Raw genomic sequence first — 14407 nt, 5'->3', positions numbered from 1 at the left:
TGTCAGTCACGGTTCTGGTGCACCTCAGGGAAGCTCGGGCCGACCGGCTCACGGAAGTCACTGGTGGCGATCAGGTAACCATCCTCGTCCACCGCGAGCGGGAGCTGCGGCAGCGGACGGTGGCCGGGGCCGAAGATGACCTTGCCGCCGTCGGCGAGGTCGTACGTGGTCTGGTGGCACGGGCAGAGCAGGTGGTGGGTCTGCTGCTCCCAGAGGCTGATCGGGCAGCCGACGTGCGTGCAGATCTTGGAGTAGACCATGATCCCGTCGACATCCCAGTTGGACTGGCCCTTGCGGGGGGTGATGTCGTCGGGACGGATGCGGACCACGATGACCGAGGCCTTCGCCTTGGCCTGCAGGAGCTCGGTGCCGTGGAAGACCGCGTGGCCGTGGCTGTCGGTCTCGAAGAACACCGACGGCTGTGCGTTGACGAGCTGGCCGACCTCGATGTCACCGGGGCTCAGCGGCTCACCGGAGACGTCGTTGACGACACGCATCCCCTTGCGCCAGACCGTGTTGAACGGCTTGTCGCCGGGAAGCGGACCGAGGTCGCGCAGCATCACGATCGCCGGCAGACCCAGGAATGCGACGGCCCCGATGAGCGAGTTGCGGATCAGCGGGCGACGTCCGAAGCCGGACTCGTCGACACCCGCGTCGACGGCCTCGAGGGCGGCCTCGCGGTCCTCGTCGGACGAGCGCGCGGGGTGGCGCATCTCGATGACCTCGTGGTCGGCCATCAGCTTCTTGGCCCACTGGATGGCGCCGATGCCGATGAGGAACAGCGCGCCGCCGAGGGTGAGGCCGAGGGCGAGGTTCAGGGAGAACCAGCCGAAGATCTCGGCGTCCTTGGGGACGGTGAAGTAGGCGACGCAGAAGCCGACCGCCAGCACGATGGCGGCGGTGAACATGCCGGCGACCTGGCGCTCGGCGCGCTTCTCGAGCTTGGGATCCACGTCGGTCGGACGCGGAAGGTGCTCAGGCAGCCCCGGGTTGTCGATCGGCTCGGCCGGCTCGACGTCGTGACCCTCCCGCGCGACGATCTCGTCGTGCGTCGGGTGAGCGGCGTCGCGCGGCTGCTCGTCGTGGGATTCGGAGCTCATGACCTCTTCTTCTTCACCCGGGCGCCGTGCGCTGCAAGCCAGACGGCGACAGCGACGAGACCGCCGATTCCGATGATCCAGGCGAACATGCCGTCGACGACGGGGCCGAGGCCGCCGCCACCGAAGCCGGCCTGGGGCTGGTTCTGGACGTTCTTGATGTAGGCGATGATCGCCCGCTTGTCCTCGGGCGAGATGACGTCGTCGCTGAAGACGGGCATCTGCTGCGGACCGGTCAGCATGGCCTCGTAGAGGTGCTTCTCGCTCACGCCCTGCAGCGACGGCGCGAACCGGCCGCTCGGGAGGGCGCCACCGGCGCCGACCGAGTTGTGGCAGGCGGTGCAGTTCGTACGGAAGAACTCGCCGCCGCGGGTCAGCTCCTCCTGGGAGATCTCCGAGACGTCGGTGTACTCCTCGTCGGGGACCGCAGGACCGGGACCGAGGCTCGCGATGTACGCGGCGAGCGCGTCGGTCTCCTCGTCGGTGTAGACCGGCTCCTTGCGGATCGCCTGCGGCGCGGACTGCGCCATCGGCATGCGGCCGGTGCCGACCTGGAAGTCGACGGCAGCCGCGCCCACGCCGACGAGCGACGGACCGTAGTTGCCGCCCGCCACCGTCATGATGCCTTCGGCGTTCATGCCGTGGCAGCTCGCGCAGCCGACCAGGAAGAGCTCGCGGCCCTCCTCGATCTTGGCAGGATCGTTCGTCGCCGTGTCGGCGTCGGCCTTCCCCGGAGCGAAGGCGGCATACAGAGCGGCCGCCAGGAGCAGGCCGAAGAGCAGCACCGCGTAACCCGCGAGAGGGTGCCTTCGGTGGGTGGACAAGAACCGCACGGAGTGAACCTCGTTCCCCTTGCCAGCGACGCCCCAGCGGACGTCATCTCTCGATTAAAGCCTTGATTGCGATGTTCTGTTGGAAGCTCGTCGTCGCGCCGTCCCGGACGGGCGGTCGATCGAGCCCTACTGCAGGGCGTAGATCGTCAGGAACAGGCCGACCCAGACGATGTCGACGAAGTGCCAGTAGTACGACACCACGATCGCCGAGATGGCCTGCTCGTGCGTGAAGCGACGCGCCATGAAGGTGCGGCCGATCACGAGCAGGAAGGCGATCAGGCCTCCGATGACGTGGAGGCCGTGGAAGCCGGTCGCCAGGTAGAAGGTCGACCCGTAGCCGGAGGAGTCGAGCGTGATGCCGTGGTGGACCAGCTCGACGTACTCGAGGGCCTGGCCGGCGACGAAGATCGCGCCCATGACGTAGGTCAGGGCGAACCACTCGCGCAGGCCCCACTCGCGGAACTGCCAGATCTTGCCGCTGCGGCCGACCTTGCCCTTCTCGGCCGCGAACACGCCCCACTGGCACGTCACGGAGGAGAGCACGAGGATCGTGGTGTTGACCGTGGCGAAGGGGACGTTGAGCTTCGCGGTGTCCAGCGCCCACAGCTCGGGGCTGACCGCGCGGATGGTGAAGTACGCGGCGAAGAGGGCCGCGAAGAACATCAGCTCGCTCGACAGCCAGACAACGGTGCCGACCGTGACCTGAGAGGGTCGGTTCGGCTGCCCGTGCAGGCGGGATGCTGGGATCACAGATGTCGTCGCCACGGGTGTCATTATTAACCCCCGTCGCAGCCGGGGCATCCCCGACCCCTGCCTGTTGCACGATCGAGTCGCTACGATCACGCTGTGACCGATCCCAGCACCGCCGTCGCGCCCCTTGACCGTTCGCCGCTGCGCGTCCTCGTCTACTCCGACGATGCCGACACCCGCATGCAGGTGACGACCGCCCTCGGGCGCCGGATCCATCCGGACCTGCCGCCCGTGGAGTACGTCGAGTGTGCGACGTTCCCGGTCGTCCTGCAGCAGATGGACGCGGGCGGGATCGACCTGGCGATCCTCGACGGGGAGGCGACCCCGGCCGGCGGCATGGGCGTCGCACGCCAGCTCAAGGACGAGATCTTCCGCTGCCCGCCGCTGCTGGTCCTCACCGCCCGCGAGCAGGACGCCTGGCTCGCGACCTGGTCGAGGGCCGACGGGGTCTCGACCCACCCGATCGACCCGCTGAAGCTCGCCAACGCCGTCCTCGGCCTGCTGGCGCCCTCCTCCGCCGCCTCGGCATGACCGACGGGCCGCGCTGGCCCGAGATCCTCGGCCAGCTGATCGCGCACGAGGATCTCAGCAGCGAGCAGACCGCGTGGGCGATGGAGGAGATCCTCTCCGGCAACGCCACCTCGGCGCAGATCGCCGGGTTCGCGGTCGCGTTGCGCTCCAAGCGGGAGACCGTGGCGGAGGTCGAGGGACTGGCGTCCACGATGCTGGCACACGCCTCGCTGATCGAGGTGCCCGGCCGGACGGTCGACATCGTCGGCACCGGCGGTGACCGGGCGAAGACCGTGAACATCTCGACGATGTCCGCGGTCGCGATGCGCGGCGCGGGAGCACTGGTCGTCAAGCACGGCAACCGTGCCGCGTCGAGCGCGAGCGGCGCCGCCGACGTCCTCGAGAAGCTCGGCGTACGCCTCGACCTCACCCCGGCCCGCGTTGCCGCTCTGGCGAGCGAGGTCGGCATCACGTTCTGCTTCGCCCCCGTGTTCCACGCGTCGTTCCGGTTCACGGCCGCCCCCCGGCGCGAGCTCGGGATTCCCACGGCGTTCAACTTCCTGGGGCCGCTGACGAACCCGTCGAAGCCGGCGGCGATGGCAGTCGGCGTCGCGGATCCGCGGATGGCGGGCGTGGTTGCCGGCGTGTTCGCACGGCGGGGGCTCGACGCCCTGGTGTTCCGTGGTGACGACGGACTCGACGAGATCACGACCACCACGACCTCGACCGTCTGGGTCGTCGCCGGGCCGGAGGGTGAGAAGTCAGTCACAGAGCACACGTTCGACCCGCGCGCCCTGGGCATCGCCTACTCCCCGGCCGACGGTCTGCGCGGTGGCGACCCGGAGTTCAACGCCGACGTGTTCCTGCGGGTGCTGGAGGGTGAGCAGGGTCCGGTCCGTGACGCCGTGATCCTCAACACCGCTGCGGGCCTCTCCGCGTACGAGGGCGGCGAGGACGACCTGATGACGCGGATGGAGCGCAACGTCGCCAAGGCCGCACATGCGCTGGACTCCGGTGCGGCGCGTCAGGCGCTCGCCGACTGGGCCGAGGCTTCGCGCCGGGAGGTCTGAGCCGAGAGCGCTGCCCCGGCAGAGGTCGGACCTATTCGAAGTCGCCGCCGATGCTGAAGGCCGCCTCGAGGTCGTGCTGCGAGTAGGTGCGGAACGCGATGTGCGTCTCGGTCGACCGGACTCCGGGGACCTTGTTGACACGGTCGGCCACCACGTCGGCGATCTCGTCGGTACGGCGGACCCGCACGAGGGCGATCAGGTCGATGTGGCCGGTCACCGAGTAGACCTCGCTCACCCCGTCGAGCGCGGCGACCTCCTCGGCGACCTCGGGGATCCGGTCGACCTCGGCGTTGATGAACACGATCGCGGTGATCACAGGGCCTCCTGGCGGCAGCGGCGGGTACGGAGGGCAGCCTACTCGTCAGCGGCGTGGCCGGTGCTCGGTCCGCCAGCCCTCGCCCCGGGCCTCGTCGAAGGGCACAGCGACCTCTCGCGAGCGCTCGGCAGCCTCGATCAGCGGGAGGTGCCGGCGGGCGCCGCGAGAGGGGCTCGCCCACACCCCGGCGAGGTCGACGAGGCGGATGCCGTCGCTCTCCAGCCAGCGCAGGACGAGCTCCGACTCCGCCGCGGTCGCGGCGGGAGCGGTCTCGGGGACGACCGTCTCCGCGGTGGCGCGCAGCGCGTCGACCCAGGCGCCGGACGACGCGGACGACGGCATGACGCCCGACGCGACGAGACGCCCGTGACGGATCACGTGGACCTCCCACTCCTGCCACTGGACGTCGCAGGGGCGCGCCGCGACCACCTCGGCGCACGAGAGCAGCGCGGACAGGCGTTGGCTACGGTGGGTCGCCCGCAGCAGCGTGACCAGCCGGTCGCGCTCGCGTGCCGCGTCCTCGAAGCGTCCCTGGTCCGACAGGGTCCGCATGCGGTCGGTGGAGGCGTCGACGACGTCGACAGGGTCACGGACCAGGGCTTCGCGGACTCGGTCCACCTCAGCGGCGTACGCGTCGGGTGTCGCCGTGCCGTCGCACGGCGACAGGCAGCTGCCCATCTCGGCGAGCGCGCAGGCGCTGCGCGAGGGCCGACGGGGGAGCCGTCCGGAGCACTGGCGGATGCGGAAGGCCTCATACAGGGCAGCGGCGGCCGTCTCGGCGGTGGAGCGTCGCGTGAAGGGGCCGAGGTAGTCGGCGTCCTCGTCGGTGCTGCGGACGAACGACAGACGCGGCCACGGCTCGCGGGTGAGCTTGATCCAGGTGGCGCGCTCCGGGTGGCGCGAACGTCGGTTGTAGGGAGGTTTGTGGTGGGCGATGAGGCGCAGCTCGCGAACCTGCGCCTCGAGGGCCGTCGCGCACGTGATGCCCTCGACACGAGTCGCGAGCATCACCATCTCGCCCATCCGGGTGCGGGTCTCGCTCGAGGTGAAGTAGGACCGGACCCGCGCTCGGAGGTCCTTGGAGGTGCCGACGTACAGGATCTGGTCGTGGCGGTCGCGGAAGAGGTAGACGCCCGGGGCGTGCGGAAGGTGCTCGGCGAGGCGGCTCTTCTTGCGTTGGGCGGCGCTCACCCGGGAGCTGAAGGTCGCGAGCTCCTCCATCGTCGTGACGCCCATCGTGCCGAGGCGTTCGAGCAGCGCGTGCAGGACGTCGACGGTCGCGCGGGCGTCGGCCAGCGCGCGGTGGTTGGGGGTGGTGGTCGACCGGAAGTGGCGCGCGAGCGTGCCGAGCTTGCAGTTGGGGACCTCGTCGCGGAGCAGGACGCGACGTGCGATGCGGGCGGTGTCGAGGCTCTCGAACCCGGGCCAGGTGAGGTCGAGGTGCTGCGTGAAGTGCTTGAGGAACCCGACGTCGAAGGGCGCGTTGTGGGCGACGAGCACCGTGCCGCGGGCGAACTCGAGGAACGACGGCAGGGCCTCGCCGATGCGCGGGGCGGCCACGACCATGGCGTCGCTGATGCCGGTCAGGACGGTGATGAAGGTCGGGATGGGCCCCTCGGGGTCGACCAGGGTCTGGAACTCGCCGAGGATCTCTCCGCCGCGCACCTTGACCGCACCGATCTCCGTGATCATCGAGCCCGCGGCCGCCGAGCCGCCCGTCGTCTCGAGGTCCACGACGCAGAACGTGACGCCGGCCAGGTCGCGCCCCAGCTCGTCCAGCGTGCCCTGGACGCCCGTGATCGGACCGGACGACGGGGGAGCGGCGAGGGGGGCGGCGGTCATGACGACGACGTTAGGCGCGAGCGGTGACACGTCCGGTGCGCCCCGGCTCCCCGGCGTGTCGCGGCGAGGACAATCTGTCAGAGCGGCTGCGTAGCGTCGGTTGCATGAAGGAATCTCGTGTGCTCCAGCAGCAGCCGGGTCCGGCGACGGGTCACGGCGAGCTCTTGACGATCGACTGCAGCCGCTGCCTCGTACGCCCGGCTGCCTGCGCCGACTGCGTGGTGACCGCGCTCCTCGGTGCACCCGACGAGGGGGTCAGCCTGGATCCCGACGAGGGGGCGGCCCTCGAGGCGCTCAGCGCTGCCGGCCTCGTGCCGCCCTTGCGTCTCGTCACCCCGGTCGACGGGGAGGTCATCGAGGACGCCTGAGCGCCTTCGCCACCAGGATTTGTGCGAGCGTTCACACAATCTCCCGGGGCGCGTTGATTCCGCCCCCTGTTGGCGCATAAGGTGATGCTCGCGTGCCTGAGGAGTTCTCTACCCCGGAGAACGCAGGTGCGCCGCCTAGTTCGGCCGAGATCCCCCGATCGACGCTGGAGCCGGGGACCCAGGTTCCTGGGGTGAATCCGTCCACTTGGACGGTAGGGCACACGTTCTTGGCCCGAACCCGTCAGCTCACCCGGCAGGCGTCGAGAACGTGAGGAGTCCGTCCCTGTGCGGAATGGCCGAAAGCTGTCGATGAGGGCAGCCGTCGCCGCCGGATCCGGGTTGGTCCTCGCTGCCACGCTCACCGCGTCCCCGAGCGCAGCGGACCCCGAGACACCGAGCCTGTCCGAAGCCAAGCGTCAGGTCGAGAAGCTCAGCCACGAGGCGGAGCAGGCCAACGAGCGCTACCTCGACCTGCAGCACGAGGTCGACGGCGCCAGCAAGCAGATCAAGAAGCTCCGCGCCGACGTCCAGGCGCAGCAGGCGGAGGTCGACGAGGTGCGCAGCGCCTTCGCCAAGACCGTCACCGACCGCCTCGCGAGCTCGCCGATGGGCACGACCACGCAGCTCCTCGCGAGCGAGGACATCGACGACTTCCTCGAGGGCCTCACCGCGATCCAGTCGTACAACACGACGCAGGCCGACCGGCTCTCCGCGTACGAGGGCGAGGCCGCTGAGCTGAAGGTTCGCCGCAAGCAGCTCTCCGCGAAGCTCGAGCTCATCTCCGACGCCGAGAAGGCGATGAAGAAGGAGAAGGCCAAGCTCGACGAGAAGGTCAGCAAGGCCGAGGACCTCGTGGCCAGCCTCACGCCGGCCGAGCGCGAAGAGGTCTACAACAGCGACCACGGCGGCACCACCCGTGGAGACGACCGTCCGTCCACGAGCGCCCCGAAGGTCAACGCGTCGGGCCGCGCCAAGGTGGCCATCGACTTCGCGCTCGCGCAGCTCGGTGAGCCGTACTCGTACGGAGCAGCCGGCCCCGGCAGCTGGGACTGCTCCGGCCTCACGATGAAGGCGTTCGGTGCTGCCGGCGTCTCGCTTCCGCACTCCTCGTCCGCTCAGTCGGGCATGGGCTCGTCCGTGTCGCAGTCCTCGATGAGCCCGGGCGACCTGGTGTTCTACTACAGCCCGGTGAGCCACGTCGGCATCTACATCGGCAACGGCAAGCTCGTCCACGCCCCGCGTCCGGGTCGCAGCGTCGAGGTCGTGTCGGTCGACGTGATGCCGATCTCGGGGGTCCGTCGCGTCGGGTGACGCGCGTCGGGACAGCGTCGGGTGACGCGCGTCGGGACAGCGTCGGGTGACGCGCGTCGGGACAGCGTCGGGTGACGCGCGTCGGGACAGCGTCGGGTGACGCGCGTCGGGACAGCGTCGGGTGACGCCCCCGCACGAACGTCGAGAGCCCCGGTCCACCTCACGGTGGGCCGGGGCTCTTTCGCGTCTGCCGCCTGGAGCCGCTGACGGAGCGCGGGATACGAGGACGGAGCGACGGAGGGAACTGTCGCTGCGTCGTCCCGACCGGCGCTCGGTCGCGTCAGGCGGACGAATCAGACGCTCTCCGTCTGACCGTCCGCCCGGGCGTCAGAGGTAGAGCGCCTCGACGTCGTCGCGGTGCTCGCGCATCACGACGTTGCGCTTGAGCTTGAGGGTCGGCGTGACCTGGCCGCCCTCCTCCGTCCAGTCGATCGGGAGGATCCGGAACTTGCGGATCGACTCGGCGCGAGACACGTGCGAGTTGGCCTCGTCGATCGCCGCCTGGATGGCCGCGACCACGTCGTCGTCGTCGGCGAGCTGGGCGATGGGGGTGTCAGCCGCCTTGCCCCGCTGCTCGAGCCACGGCCCGATCGACTCCTGGTCCAGGGTGATGAGCGCTGCCACGAAGGGCTTGCCGTCGCCGACCACGACCGCCTGGCTGACCAGGACGTGCGCCCGGATGCTGTCCTCGAGGGCCGCGGGGACCACGTTCTTGCCACCGGCCGTGACGATGATCTCCTTCTTGCGGCCGGTGATCGTGATGAAGCCCTCGGCGTCGATCTCGCCGACGTCGCCGGTGTGGAACCAGCCGTCGGCGTCGAGCGCTGCGGCGGTGGCCTCCGGAGCGTTCCAGTAGCCGCGGAACACCTGGCCGCCGCGGAACAGGAGCTCGCCGTCGTCGGCGACACGGACCTCGGTGCCGGCGAACGGTCGCCCGACCGTGCCGATCTTGGAGTCTGCCGCGGTGTTGGCGGCGAGCGCCGCCGTCGTCTCGGTGAGCCCGTAGCCCTCGATGACCGGGATGCCGATCCCGGAGAAGAAGTGCGCGAGGCGCTCGCCGAGCGGCGCGCCGCCGGAGATGGCGTGCTCGACGCGGCCGCCCATCGCGGCGCGCAGCTTGGCGTAGACGAGCCTGTCGAAGAGGGCGTGCTTCGCCCTGAGCACGGGGCCGATGCGCTTGCCGGCCTCGCGGGCACGGCTGTACGCGATCGCGGTCGACGTCGCGACGTCGAAGATCTTGCCCTTGCCGGACGCGTGCGCGTTCTGGCTGGCGCCGTTGTAGACCTTCTCGAACACGCGCGGGACGGCGAGGATGAACGTCGGCTGGACCTCGGCGAGCTCCGGGAGCAGGTTCTTGACGTCGGGCGTGTGGGAGAGCGTGACACCGGCGCGGATCGAGCCGATCTCGATGATGCGGGCGAACACGTGCGCGAGCGGCAGGAAGAGCAGCGTCGCGGCGTCGTCGCGGTCGAAGAGCTCCGGCAGGAGGTCGATGGCGTCGCCCAGCTCGAACATGAAGTTGGAGTGGGTCAGCTCGGCGCCCTTGGGGCGGCCGGTCGTGCCGGAGGTGTAGATGATCGTGGCGAGGTCGTCGGGCGCGACAGCCTCGCGGCGGGCGTTCACGTCGTCGTCGCTCACGACCGCACCGGCCTCGACGAGCGCGTCGAGCCCGCCGTCGATGCACCAGACGTCCTTGAGGTGGGTCAGGTTCGGGCGGCACTCGTCGACGCGCCCGGCGTGGACGGTGCTCTCGACGACACAGCCGACGGCACCGGAGTCGGACAGGATCCAGGCGATCTGGTCGACCGCGGAGGACTCGTAGATCGGGACGGAGACGGCGCCGACCCACCACAGCGCGTAGTCGATCAGGGTCCACTCGTAGCGGGTCCGGGAGAGGATGCCCACCCGGTCGCCGGGCGTGACGCCTGCAGCCACGAAGCCCTTGGCCAGGGCGACGACCTCGTCACGGAACTGCGCGATGGTGACGTCGACCCACGCGTCGTCCACCTTGCGCTGGAATCCGATCCGATTGGGAACGGCGGCAGCACGGACGACGACGTCGTCAGTGATGCTGCCGGTGTCCGGAACCTGGTACCGAGCTGGAGTCGCGTAGGTTCGCACTCTGCCTCCGATCGAGCGATTGGTCTCGTCGCCATCGACGAAAACCCCCTGGGGCAGGCTACATTCATCGGTCGAGACACCTCGAAGGGAGACCACGATGCCGGTCGTCGATGTGATCGACCAGACGTACGTCGCGGTTCCTCCGCGTCAGCTGCTCGACGCGATGTGTGACGAGTCCGCCTGGTCCACCGTACTCCCGGGGGTCCGCCTGCGGTGTTTCGACGACCGCGGTGTCCTGGGGCGTCGGTGGCGCGTGAGCGGCGTGCTGGACGGTACGGCGGAGGTGTGGCTCGAGGAGATGGCCGAGGGCACGGTGGTGCACGTGTTCCTCCAGGCCGACCCCACCGACGGTTCGACGTCGGTGCGCGCGCGTCGTCGGGCGGGCCCGGCGTACCACGCGCGGCTGAAGCGGTGGGTCACGCACGTGCGTGACTCGCTCGACGTCGGACGTGCGGTCGGCGATCCGCCGGCAGGTGTCGGCGGACCTGACGCCGCGACGCCGGACGTCACCACGTCGCGGACTGCGCGATAGGGTCGGCGCAGCGGGCGCCAGCACGCAGAGCGAGGAGGCCTCGATGACCGACCAGACGACGAGCGACATCGTGGTCGACGCCGATCCGGGCGTGATCATGGCTGTCATCGCCGACTTCCCCTCGTACCCGTCGTGGGCCACGGGCGTCAAGGAGGCGAAGGTCGTCGAGCTCGACGAGTTCCGCGCACGTGCGGTGGAGGTGCAGTTCGTCCTCGACGCGTCCCCGATCCGGGACACCTACACCCTGGGCTACCGCTGGGACGGTGACCGAGCGGTCGAGTGGAACGTCACGCAGCCCGGTGCGATGGTCAAGGGCATCGACGGCGCGTACCTTCTCGAGCCGCTCGGCGACGGTCGTACGCGGGTGACCTACCGGCTCGCGGTGGACGTCTCGATCCCGCTTCTCGGCATGCTGCGCCGCAAGGCCGAGAAGGTCATCATCGAGACCGCCCTGAAGGGTCTGAAGAAGCGCGTCGAGTCGCCGTCCGCGTGAGCGGGGCCCGGCCCGCAGCCGGCGGACGCCGCTCTCGCTAGGATCGGACGACGCGCGTGCGCGGCCCCGAACGTTCCCGGTACGAGGAGAGGTATGGCGGTGCCACCCAGCGGTGATCCTGTCGGTTCCCTCGCGCAAGAGGCGATCAAGCTCGCACGCGCGCTCGCCGATCAGGCCGACGACGGCGCGCGTACGCACGGCGCTCACCCCGACCACGACGCACAGCGGCCGGAGTCGTGCGACTTCTGCCCGCTGTGCCAGCTCATCACCGTGGTGCGGAGCGCACGCCCGGAGGTCGCGGAGCACCTGACGGCCGCACTGGCGTCGCTCACCCTCGCCGCGCGTGGTGTGGTGGAGTCGTGGGGGCGCCAGGAGCCTCCGGACGGGCCTGGGCCGAGTGACGAGGGACTGCAGGACAACGACGTGAAGGATGGACCATGGGAGTGACGGTCGGGGTCGACATCGGCGGGACGAAGATCGCCGTCGCTGTCGTCGACGAGGTCGGCACGGTCATCGCCCAGGATCGGGTGAAGACGCCGGCGACGGACCCCACGCAGATCGGCGACGCGGTGGCCCGCTCGGTCAACGCGCTCAAGCAGGAGCACGACGTGGAGGCCGTCGGCGTCGGCGCTGCGGGCTTCGTCGACGCCGGTCGCAGGACGGTGCTGTTCGCCCCCAACATCAAGTGGGTCGACGAGCCGCTCGCGGACCGCATCGAGGCGCTCGTCGACCTTCCCGTCGTGATCGAGAACGACGCCAACGCCGCGGCGTGGGGCGAGTTCCGTTTCGGTGCGGGCGCCGACGTCGACGACATGCTGCTCGTCACGGTCGGTACGGGCATCGGTGGCGGCATCATCCAGGGTGGACGCCTCGACCGCGGAGCGTACGGCGTCGCCGGGGAGATCGGGCACCTGCGGATGGTGCCGGCGGGGATCCGCTGCGGGTGCGGTCAGTACGGCTGCTGGGAGCAGTACGCGTCGGGCCGGGCGCTCGTGCGGGAGACCCGCGACCGGATCGACGCGCAGATGGCACAGGCGGCACCGCTCGCGGCGCTGGTCGACGGCGACGTCTCCCAGATCACCGGGCAGATGGTGACCGAGCAGGCGCAGAAGGGCGACCCGCTGGCGATCGAGCTGATCGCCGACGTCGGCCGGTGGCTCGGTGAGGGCATCGCGACGCTCGCCTCGGTGATCGACCCGAGCGTCGTCGCGATCGGCGGAGGCGTGGCCAAGGCGGGCGACCTCCTCATGGCGCCGGCGAAGGCGGCGTTCGTCCGATCGCTGTCCGCGCCCATCTACCGTCCGCAGGCGATGCTGCGCGAAGCGAGCCTCGGCAACGACGCGGGCGTGATCGGCGCCGCGGACCTGGCCCGGACCCGCTGAGCAGGGGGAGCGATGGCTGAACGTCTCTCGATCGGGATCGACATCGGTGGCACCCGCGTCAAGGCGGGCGTCATCGACCTCGACGGACACGTCCTCGAGCGGCTCAGCCGGGACACGCCGACGACCAGCCCGGCTGCGGTCCTCGACGCCATCGCCGACATCGTCGCCACGCTCCGCAGGCACCACCTCGTCACGTCGGTCGGCATCGGCGCTGCAGGATTCGTCGACGCCACGCAGTCGACGGTCGTCTTCTCGCCGCACCTCGCCTGGCGCCACGAGCCGCTGCGTGACGCGGTGCGACGCCGTACGGGGTTGTCCGTCCTCGTCGACAACGACGCCAACGCCGCCGCGTGGGCGGAGTGGCGCTTCGGTGCCGCGCAGAACGAGGAGGACATGATCTGCCTGACCCTCGGCACCGGCATCGGTGGCGCGCTCGTGATCGACGGCCGGCCTCACCGGGGCAGGTTCGGGATCGCGGGCGAGTTCGGCCACATGATCGTGGTGCCGGACGGCCGGGCGTGCGAGTGCGGCAACAAGGGCTGTCTCGAGCAGTACGCCAGCGGCAACGCCCTCATCCGCGACGCGCGGGGAGCCGTCGAGCGCGGTGAGGACTACGGCAAGCGGCTCCTTGCCCGTGTCGACGGCGACATCGAGCAGGTCAACGGGATCGTCGTCTCCGAGCTCGCCCGCGAGGGTGACGAGGACGCGATCGCGTCCCTGCGCGACGTCGGCTCGTGGCTGGGGATCGGCATCGCCAACCTGGCGGCTGCGTTCGATCCGGGCCTGTTCGTGGTCGGCGGGGGAGTCTCGGACGCCGACGAGCTTCTCCTCGACCCTGCGCGCGACGCGTTCCGCCACACCCTGACCGGGCGCGGCTTCCGGCCGGAGGCGCTGATCGTCCGCGCGCACCTCGGCAACGACGCCGGCATGATCGGCGCCGCCGACATGGCCCGGACCCTACGGCGGCGCGCACGACGTGGCCGCAGCCGCGCCCGTCTGCCGCGTGCCGAGGGGTCGCTGGCACGCCTCAGCGGTCGACGAGGGTGAGCTCGAACGCGTAGCGGTCCGGCCGGTACGCGTGGACGCCGTACTCCACAGCACGCCCGGCGTCGTCGTACGCCGTGCGCTGCATCGTCAGCAGGGGAGCACCGCGTCGCTCGGCGAGCAGCCGTGCCTCGCGGGTGCCGACGCGTGAGGCGCCGATGCGTTGCTTGGCGACCCGCACCCAGATGCCCGCGCGGCGCATCGCCGCGTACAGGCCGATCTCCTCGAGGTCGATCGCCCCGAGGTCGATCAGGGCCGCCGGGATCACGTTGTGCATCAGAGCGAGCGGCTCGTCGCCGATGAAGCGGACCCGCTCGAGCGACCAGACGGGTGCACCGGGATCGAGCTGGAGCTCGCGAGCCTCGTCCTCGCCGGCCTCGATGCGCTCGAGGCTCAGGACCTCCGTCCGCGGGTCCTGGCCTGCGGCGGCGAGGTCGTCGTACAGGCTGGTGAGCTCGACGGACCGGCGGACCTTGCCGTGCACGACCTGGGTGCCCACGCCGCGCTTGCGGACGAGCATGCCCTTGTCGACCAGCACCTGGATGGCCTGGCGCACGGTGGGCCGGGACAGGCCGAGCTGGTCGGCGAGGGCGATCTCGTTGTCGATCTTGTCGCCCGGCGCGAGCGTGCCGTCGACGATCGCGGCCTCGAGCTGCTGGGCGATCTGGAAGTACAGCGGGACCGGCCCCGACCGGTCGAGCGTGATCCGTGCGCCTGCTTCCATGCGTCGCACGATAG

At 70.5% G+C, this 14407-nt stretch carries 16 protein-coding genes and 1 riboswitch; of the genes, 9 read left to right on the top strand and 7 right to left on the bottom strand.

Translation table 11 applies throughout. The features are described 5' to 3' along the window. Positions 1 to 2 precede the first annotated feature (2 nt). From qcrA to ctaE, 3 genes are all read right to left on the bottom strand, one after another. The gene (qcrA, locus tag GH747_RS07970) at positions 3 to 1100 is read right to left on the bottom strand and encodes a cytochrome bc1 complex Rieske iron-sulfur subunit (protein ID WP_149769047.1); all 1098 of its coding nucleotides are present in this window, start codon (positions 1098 to 1100) and stop codon (positions 3 to 5) included. Beyond that, positions 1097 to 1930, bottom strand: coding sequence for a cytochrome bc1 complex diheme cytochrome c subunit (gene qcrC / locus GH747_RS07965; RefSeq protein WP_149769046.1), 834 nt, complete (start codon positions 1928 to 1930; stop codon positions 1097 to 1099). Before qcrC ends, qcrA begins: the two co-directional genes overlap by 4 nt. Positions 1931 to 2056: 126 nt before the next feature. Beyond that, on the bottom strand, positions 2057 to 2704 hold the full coding sequence (gene ctaE, locus GH747_RS07960) for an aa3-type cytochrome oxidase subunit III (protein ID WP_149769045.1): 648 nt from the start codon (positions 2702 to 2704) through the stop codon (positions 2057 to 2059). A gap of 156 nt (positions 2705 to 2860) precedes the next feature. Here ctaE and GH747_RS07955 point away from each other — a divergent pair, with 156 nt between their 5' ends. Together GH747_RS07955 and trpD are read left to right on the top strand one after the other, a co-directional pair. Further along, positions 2861 to 3211: a hypothetical protein gene (locus GH747_RS07955; protein WP_149769495.1), complete on the top strand. Its 351-nt coding sequence runs from the start codon at positions 2861 to 2863 to the stop codon at positions 3209 to 3211. Then, a complete protein-coding gene (gene trpD, locus GH747_RS07950; protein WP_149769044.1) occupies positions 3208 to 4260 on the top strand; it encodes an anthranilate phosphoribosyltransferase in 1053 nt (350 codons plus the stop codon). The genes GH747_RS07955 and trpD overlap by 4 nt, the downstream gene beginning before the upstream one ends. 31 nt (positions 4261 to 4291) lie before the next feature. Here the strand turns inward: trpD and GH747_RS07945 are convergent, their stop codons facing one another. Further along, positions 4292 to 4576, bottom strand: a complete 285-nt coding sequence (locus tag GH747_RS07945; protein ID WP_149769043.1) for an Lrp/AsnC family transcriptional regulator — start codon at positions 4574 to 4576, stop codon at positions 4292 to 4294. Between the two features lie 45 nt (positions 4577 to 4621). Then, positions 4622 to 6418: a DEDD exonuclease domain-containing protein gene (locus tag GH747_RS07940; RefSeq protein ID WP_149769042.1), complete on the bottom strand. Its 1797-nt coding sequence runs from the start codon at positions 6416 to 6418 to the stop codon at positions 4622 to 4624. 104 nt (positions 6419 to 6522) lie between these two features. Here GH747_RS07940 and GH747_RS07935 point away from each other — a divergent pair, with 104 nt between their 5' ends. Beyond that, positions 6523 to 6786 carry a hypothetical protein gene (locus GH747_RS07935; protein ID WP_149769041.1) on the top strand — a complete coding sequence of 88 codons (264 nt, stop codon included), beginning with the start codon at positions 6523 to 6525 and terminating at the stop codon, positions 6784 to 6786. A gap of 132 nt (positions 6787 to 6918) precedes the next feature. Next, a riboswitch (cyclic di-AMP (ydaO/yuaA leader) is annotated at positions 6919 to 7060 on the top strand. 35 nt (positions 7061 to 7095) lie between these two features. Next, positions 7096 to 8097, top strand: a complete 1002-nt coding sequence (locus GH747_RS07930) for a C40 family peptidase (protein ID WP_149769040.1) — start codon at positions 7096 to 7098, stop codon at positions 8095 to 8097. Positions 8098 to 8424: 327 nt separating this feature from the next. Here GH747_RS07930 and GH747_RS07925 read toward each other — a convergent pair whose 3' ends face one another. Further along, complete coding sequence (locus GH747_RS07925) at positions 8425 to 10218, bottom strand: AMP-dependent synthetase/ligase (protein ID WP_149769039.1); 1794 nt, start codon at positions 10216 to 10218, stop codon at positions 8425 to 8427. Between the two features lie 97 nt (positions 10219 to 10315). Between GH747_RS07925 and GH747_RS07920 the strand changes: the two genes are divergently transcribed. The 5 genes from GH747_RS07920 to GH747_RS07900 all read left to right on the top strand — a co-directional run bounded on the left by GH747_RS07920 (position 10316) and on the right by GH747_RS07900 (position 13672). Next, positions 10316 to 10750 carry a polyketide cyclase / dehydrase and lipid transport gene (locus GH747_RS07920; protein ID WP_149769038.1) on the top strand — a complete coding sequence of 145 codons (435 nt, stop codon included), beginning with the start codon at positions 10316 to 10318 and terminating at the stop codon, positions 10748 to 10750. Positions 10751 to 10793: 43 nt separating this feature from the next. Beyond that, positions 10794 to 11243, top strand: a complete 450-nt coding sequence (locus GH747_RS07915) for an SRPBCC family protein (RefSeq protein ID WP_149769037.1) — start codon at positions 10794 to 10796, stop codon at positions 11241 to 11243. Positions 11244 to 11336: 93 nt separating this feature from the next. Further along, positions 11337 to 11690: a hypothetical protein gene (locus tag GH747_RS07910; protein WP_149769036.1), complete on the top strand. Its 354-nt coding sequence runs from the start codon at positions 11337 to 11339 to the stop codon at positions 11688 to 11690. Then, positions 11681 to 12625 carry an ROK family glucokinase gene (locus tag GH747_RS07905; RefSeq protein ID WP_149769035.1) on the top strand — a complete coding sequence of 315 codons (945 nt, stop codon included), beginning with the start codon at positions 11681 to 11683 and terminating at the stop codon, positions 12623 to 12625. Before GH747_RS07910 ends, GH747_RS07905 begins: the two co-directional genes overlap by 10 nt. Before the next feature lie 12 nt (positions 12626 to 12637). Further along, positions 12638 to 13672: an ROK family glucokinase gene (locus GH747_RS07900; RefSeq protein WP_149769034.1), complete on the top strand. Its 1035-nt coding sequence runs from the start codon at positions 12638 to 12640 to the stop codon at positions 13670 to 13672. Here the strand turns inward: GH747_RS07900 and GH747_RS07895 are convergent. Beyond that, the gene (locus tag GH747_RS07895) at positions 13653 to 14393 is read right to left on the bottom strand and encodes a GntR family transcriptional regulator (RefSeq protein ID WP_149769033.1); all 741 of its coding nucleotides are present in this window, start codon (positions 14391 to 14393) and stop codon (positions 13653 to 13655) included. The two genes, GH747_RS07900 and GH747_RS07895, sit on opposite strands and share 20 nt — an antisense overlap. Between the last annotated feature and the right edge of the window lie 14 nt (positions 14394 to 14407).

The sequence above is a fragment of the Mumia xiangluensis genome (assembly GCF_010994095.1).
GTDB lineage: Bacteria > Actinomycetota > Actinomycetes > Propionibacteriales > Nocardioidaceae > Mumia > Mumia xiangluensis.
The sequence above is the reverse complement of the archived record's forward strand: the minus strand, read 5'-3'. Positions and strand labels throughout refer to the sequence as shown.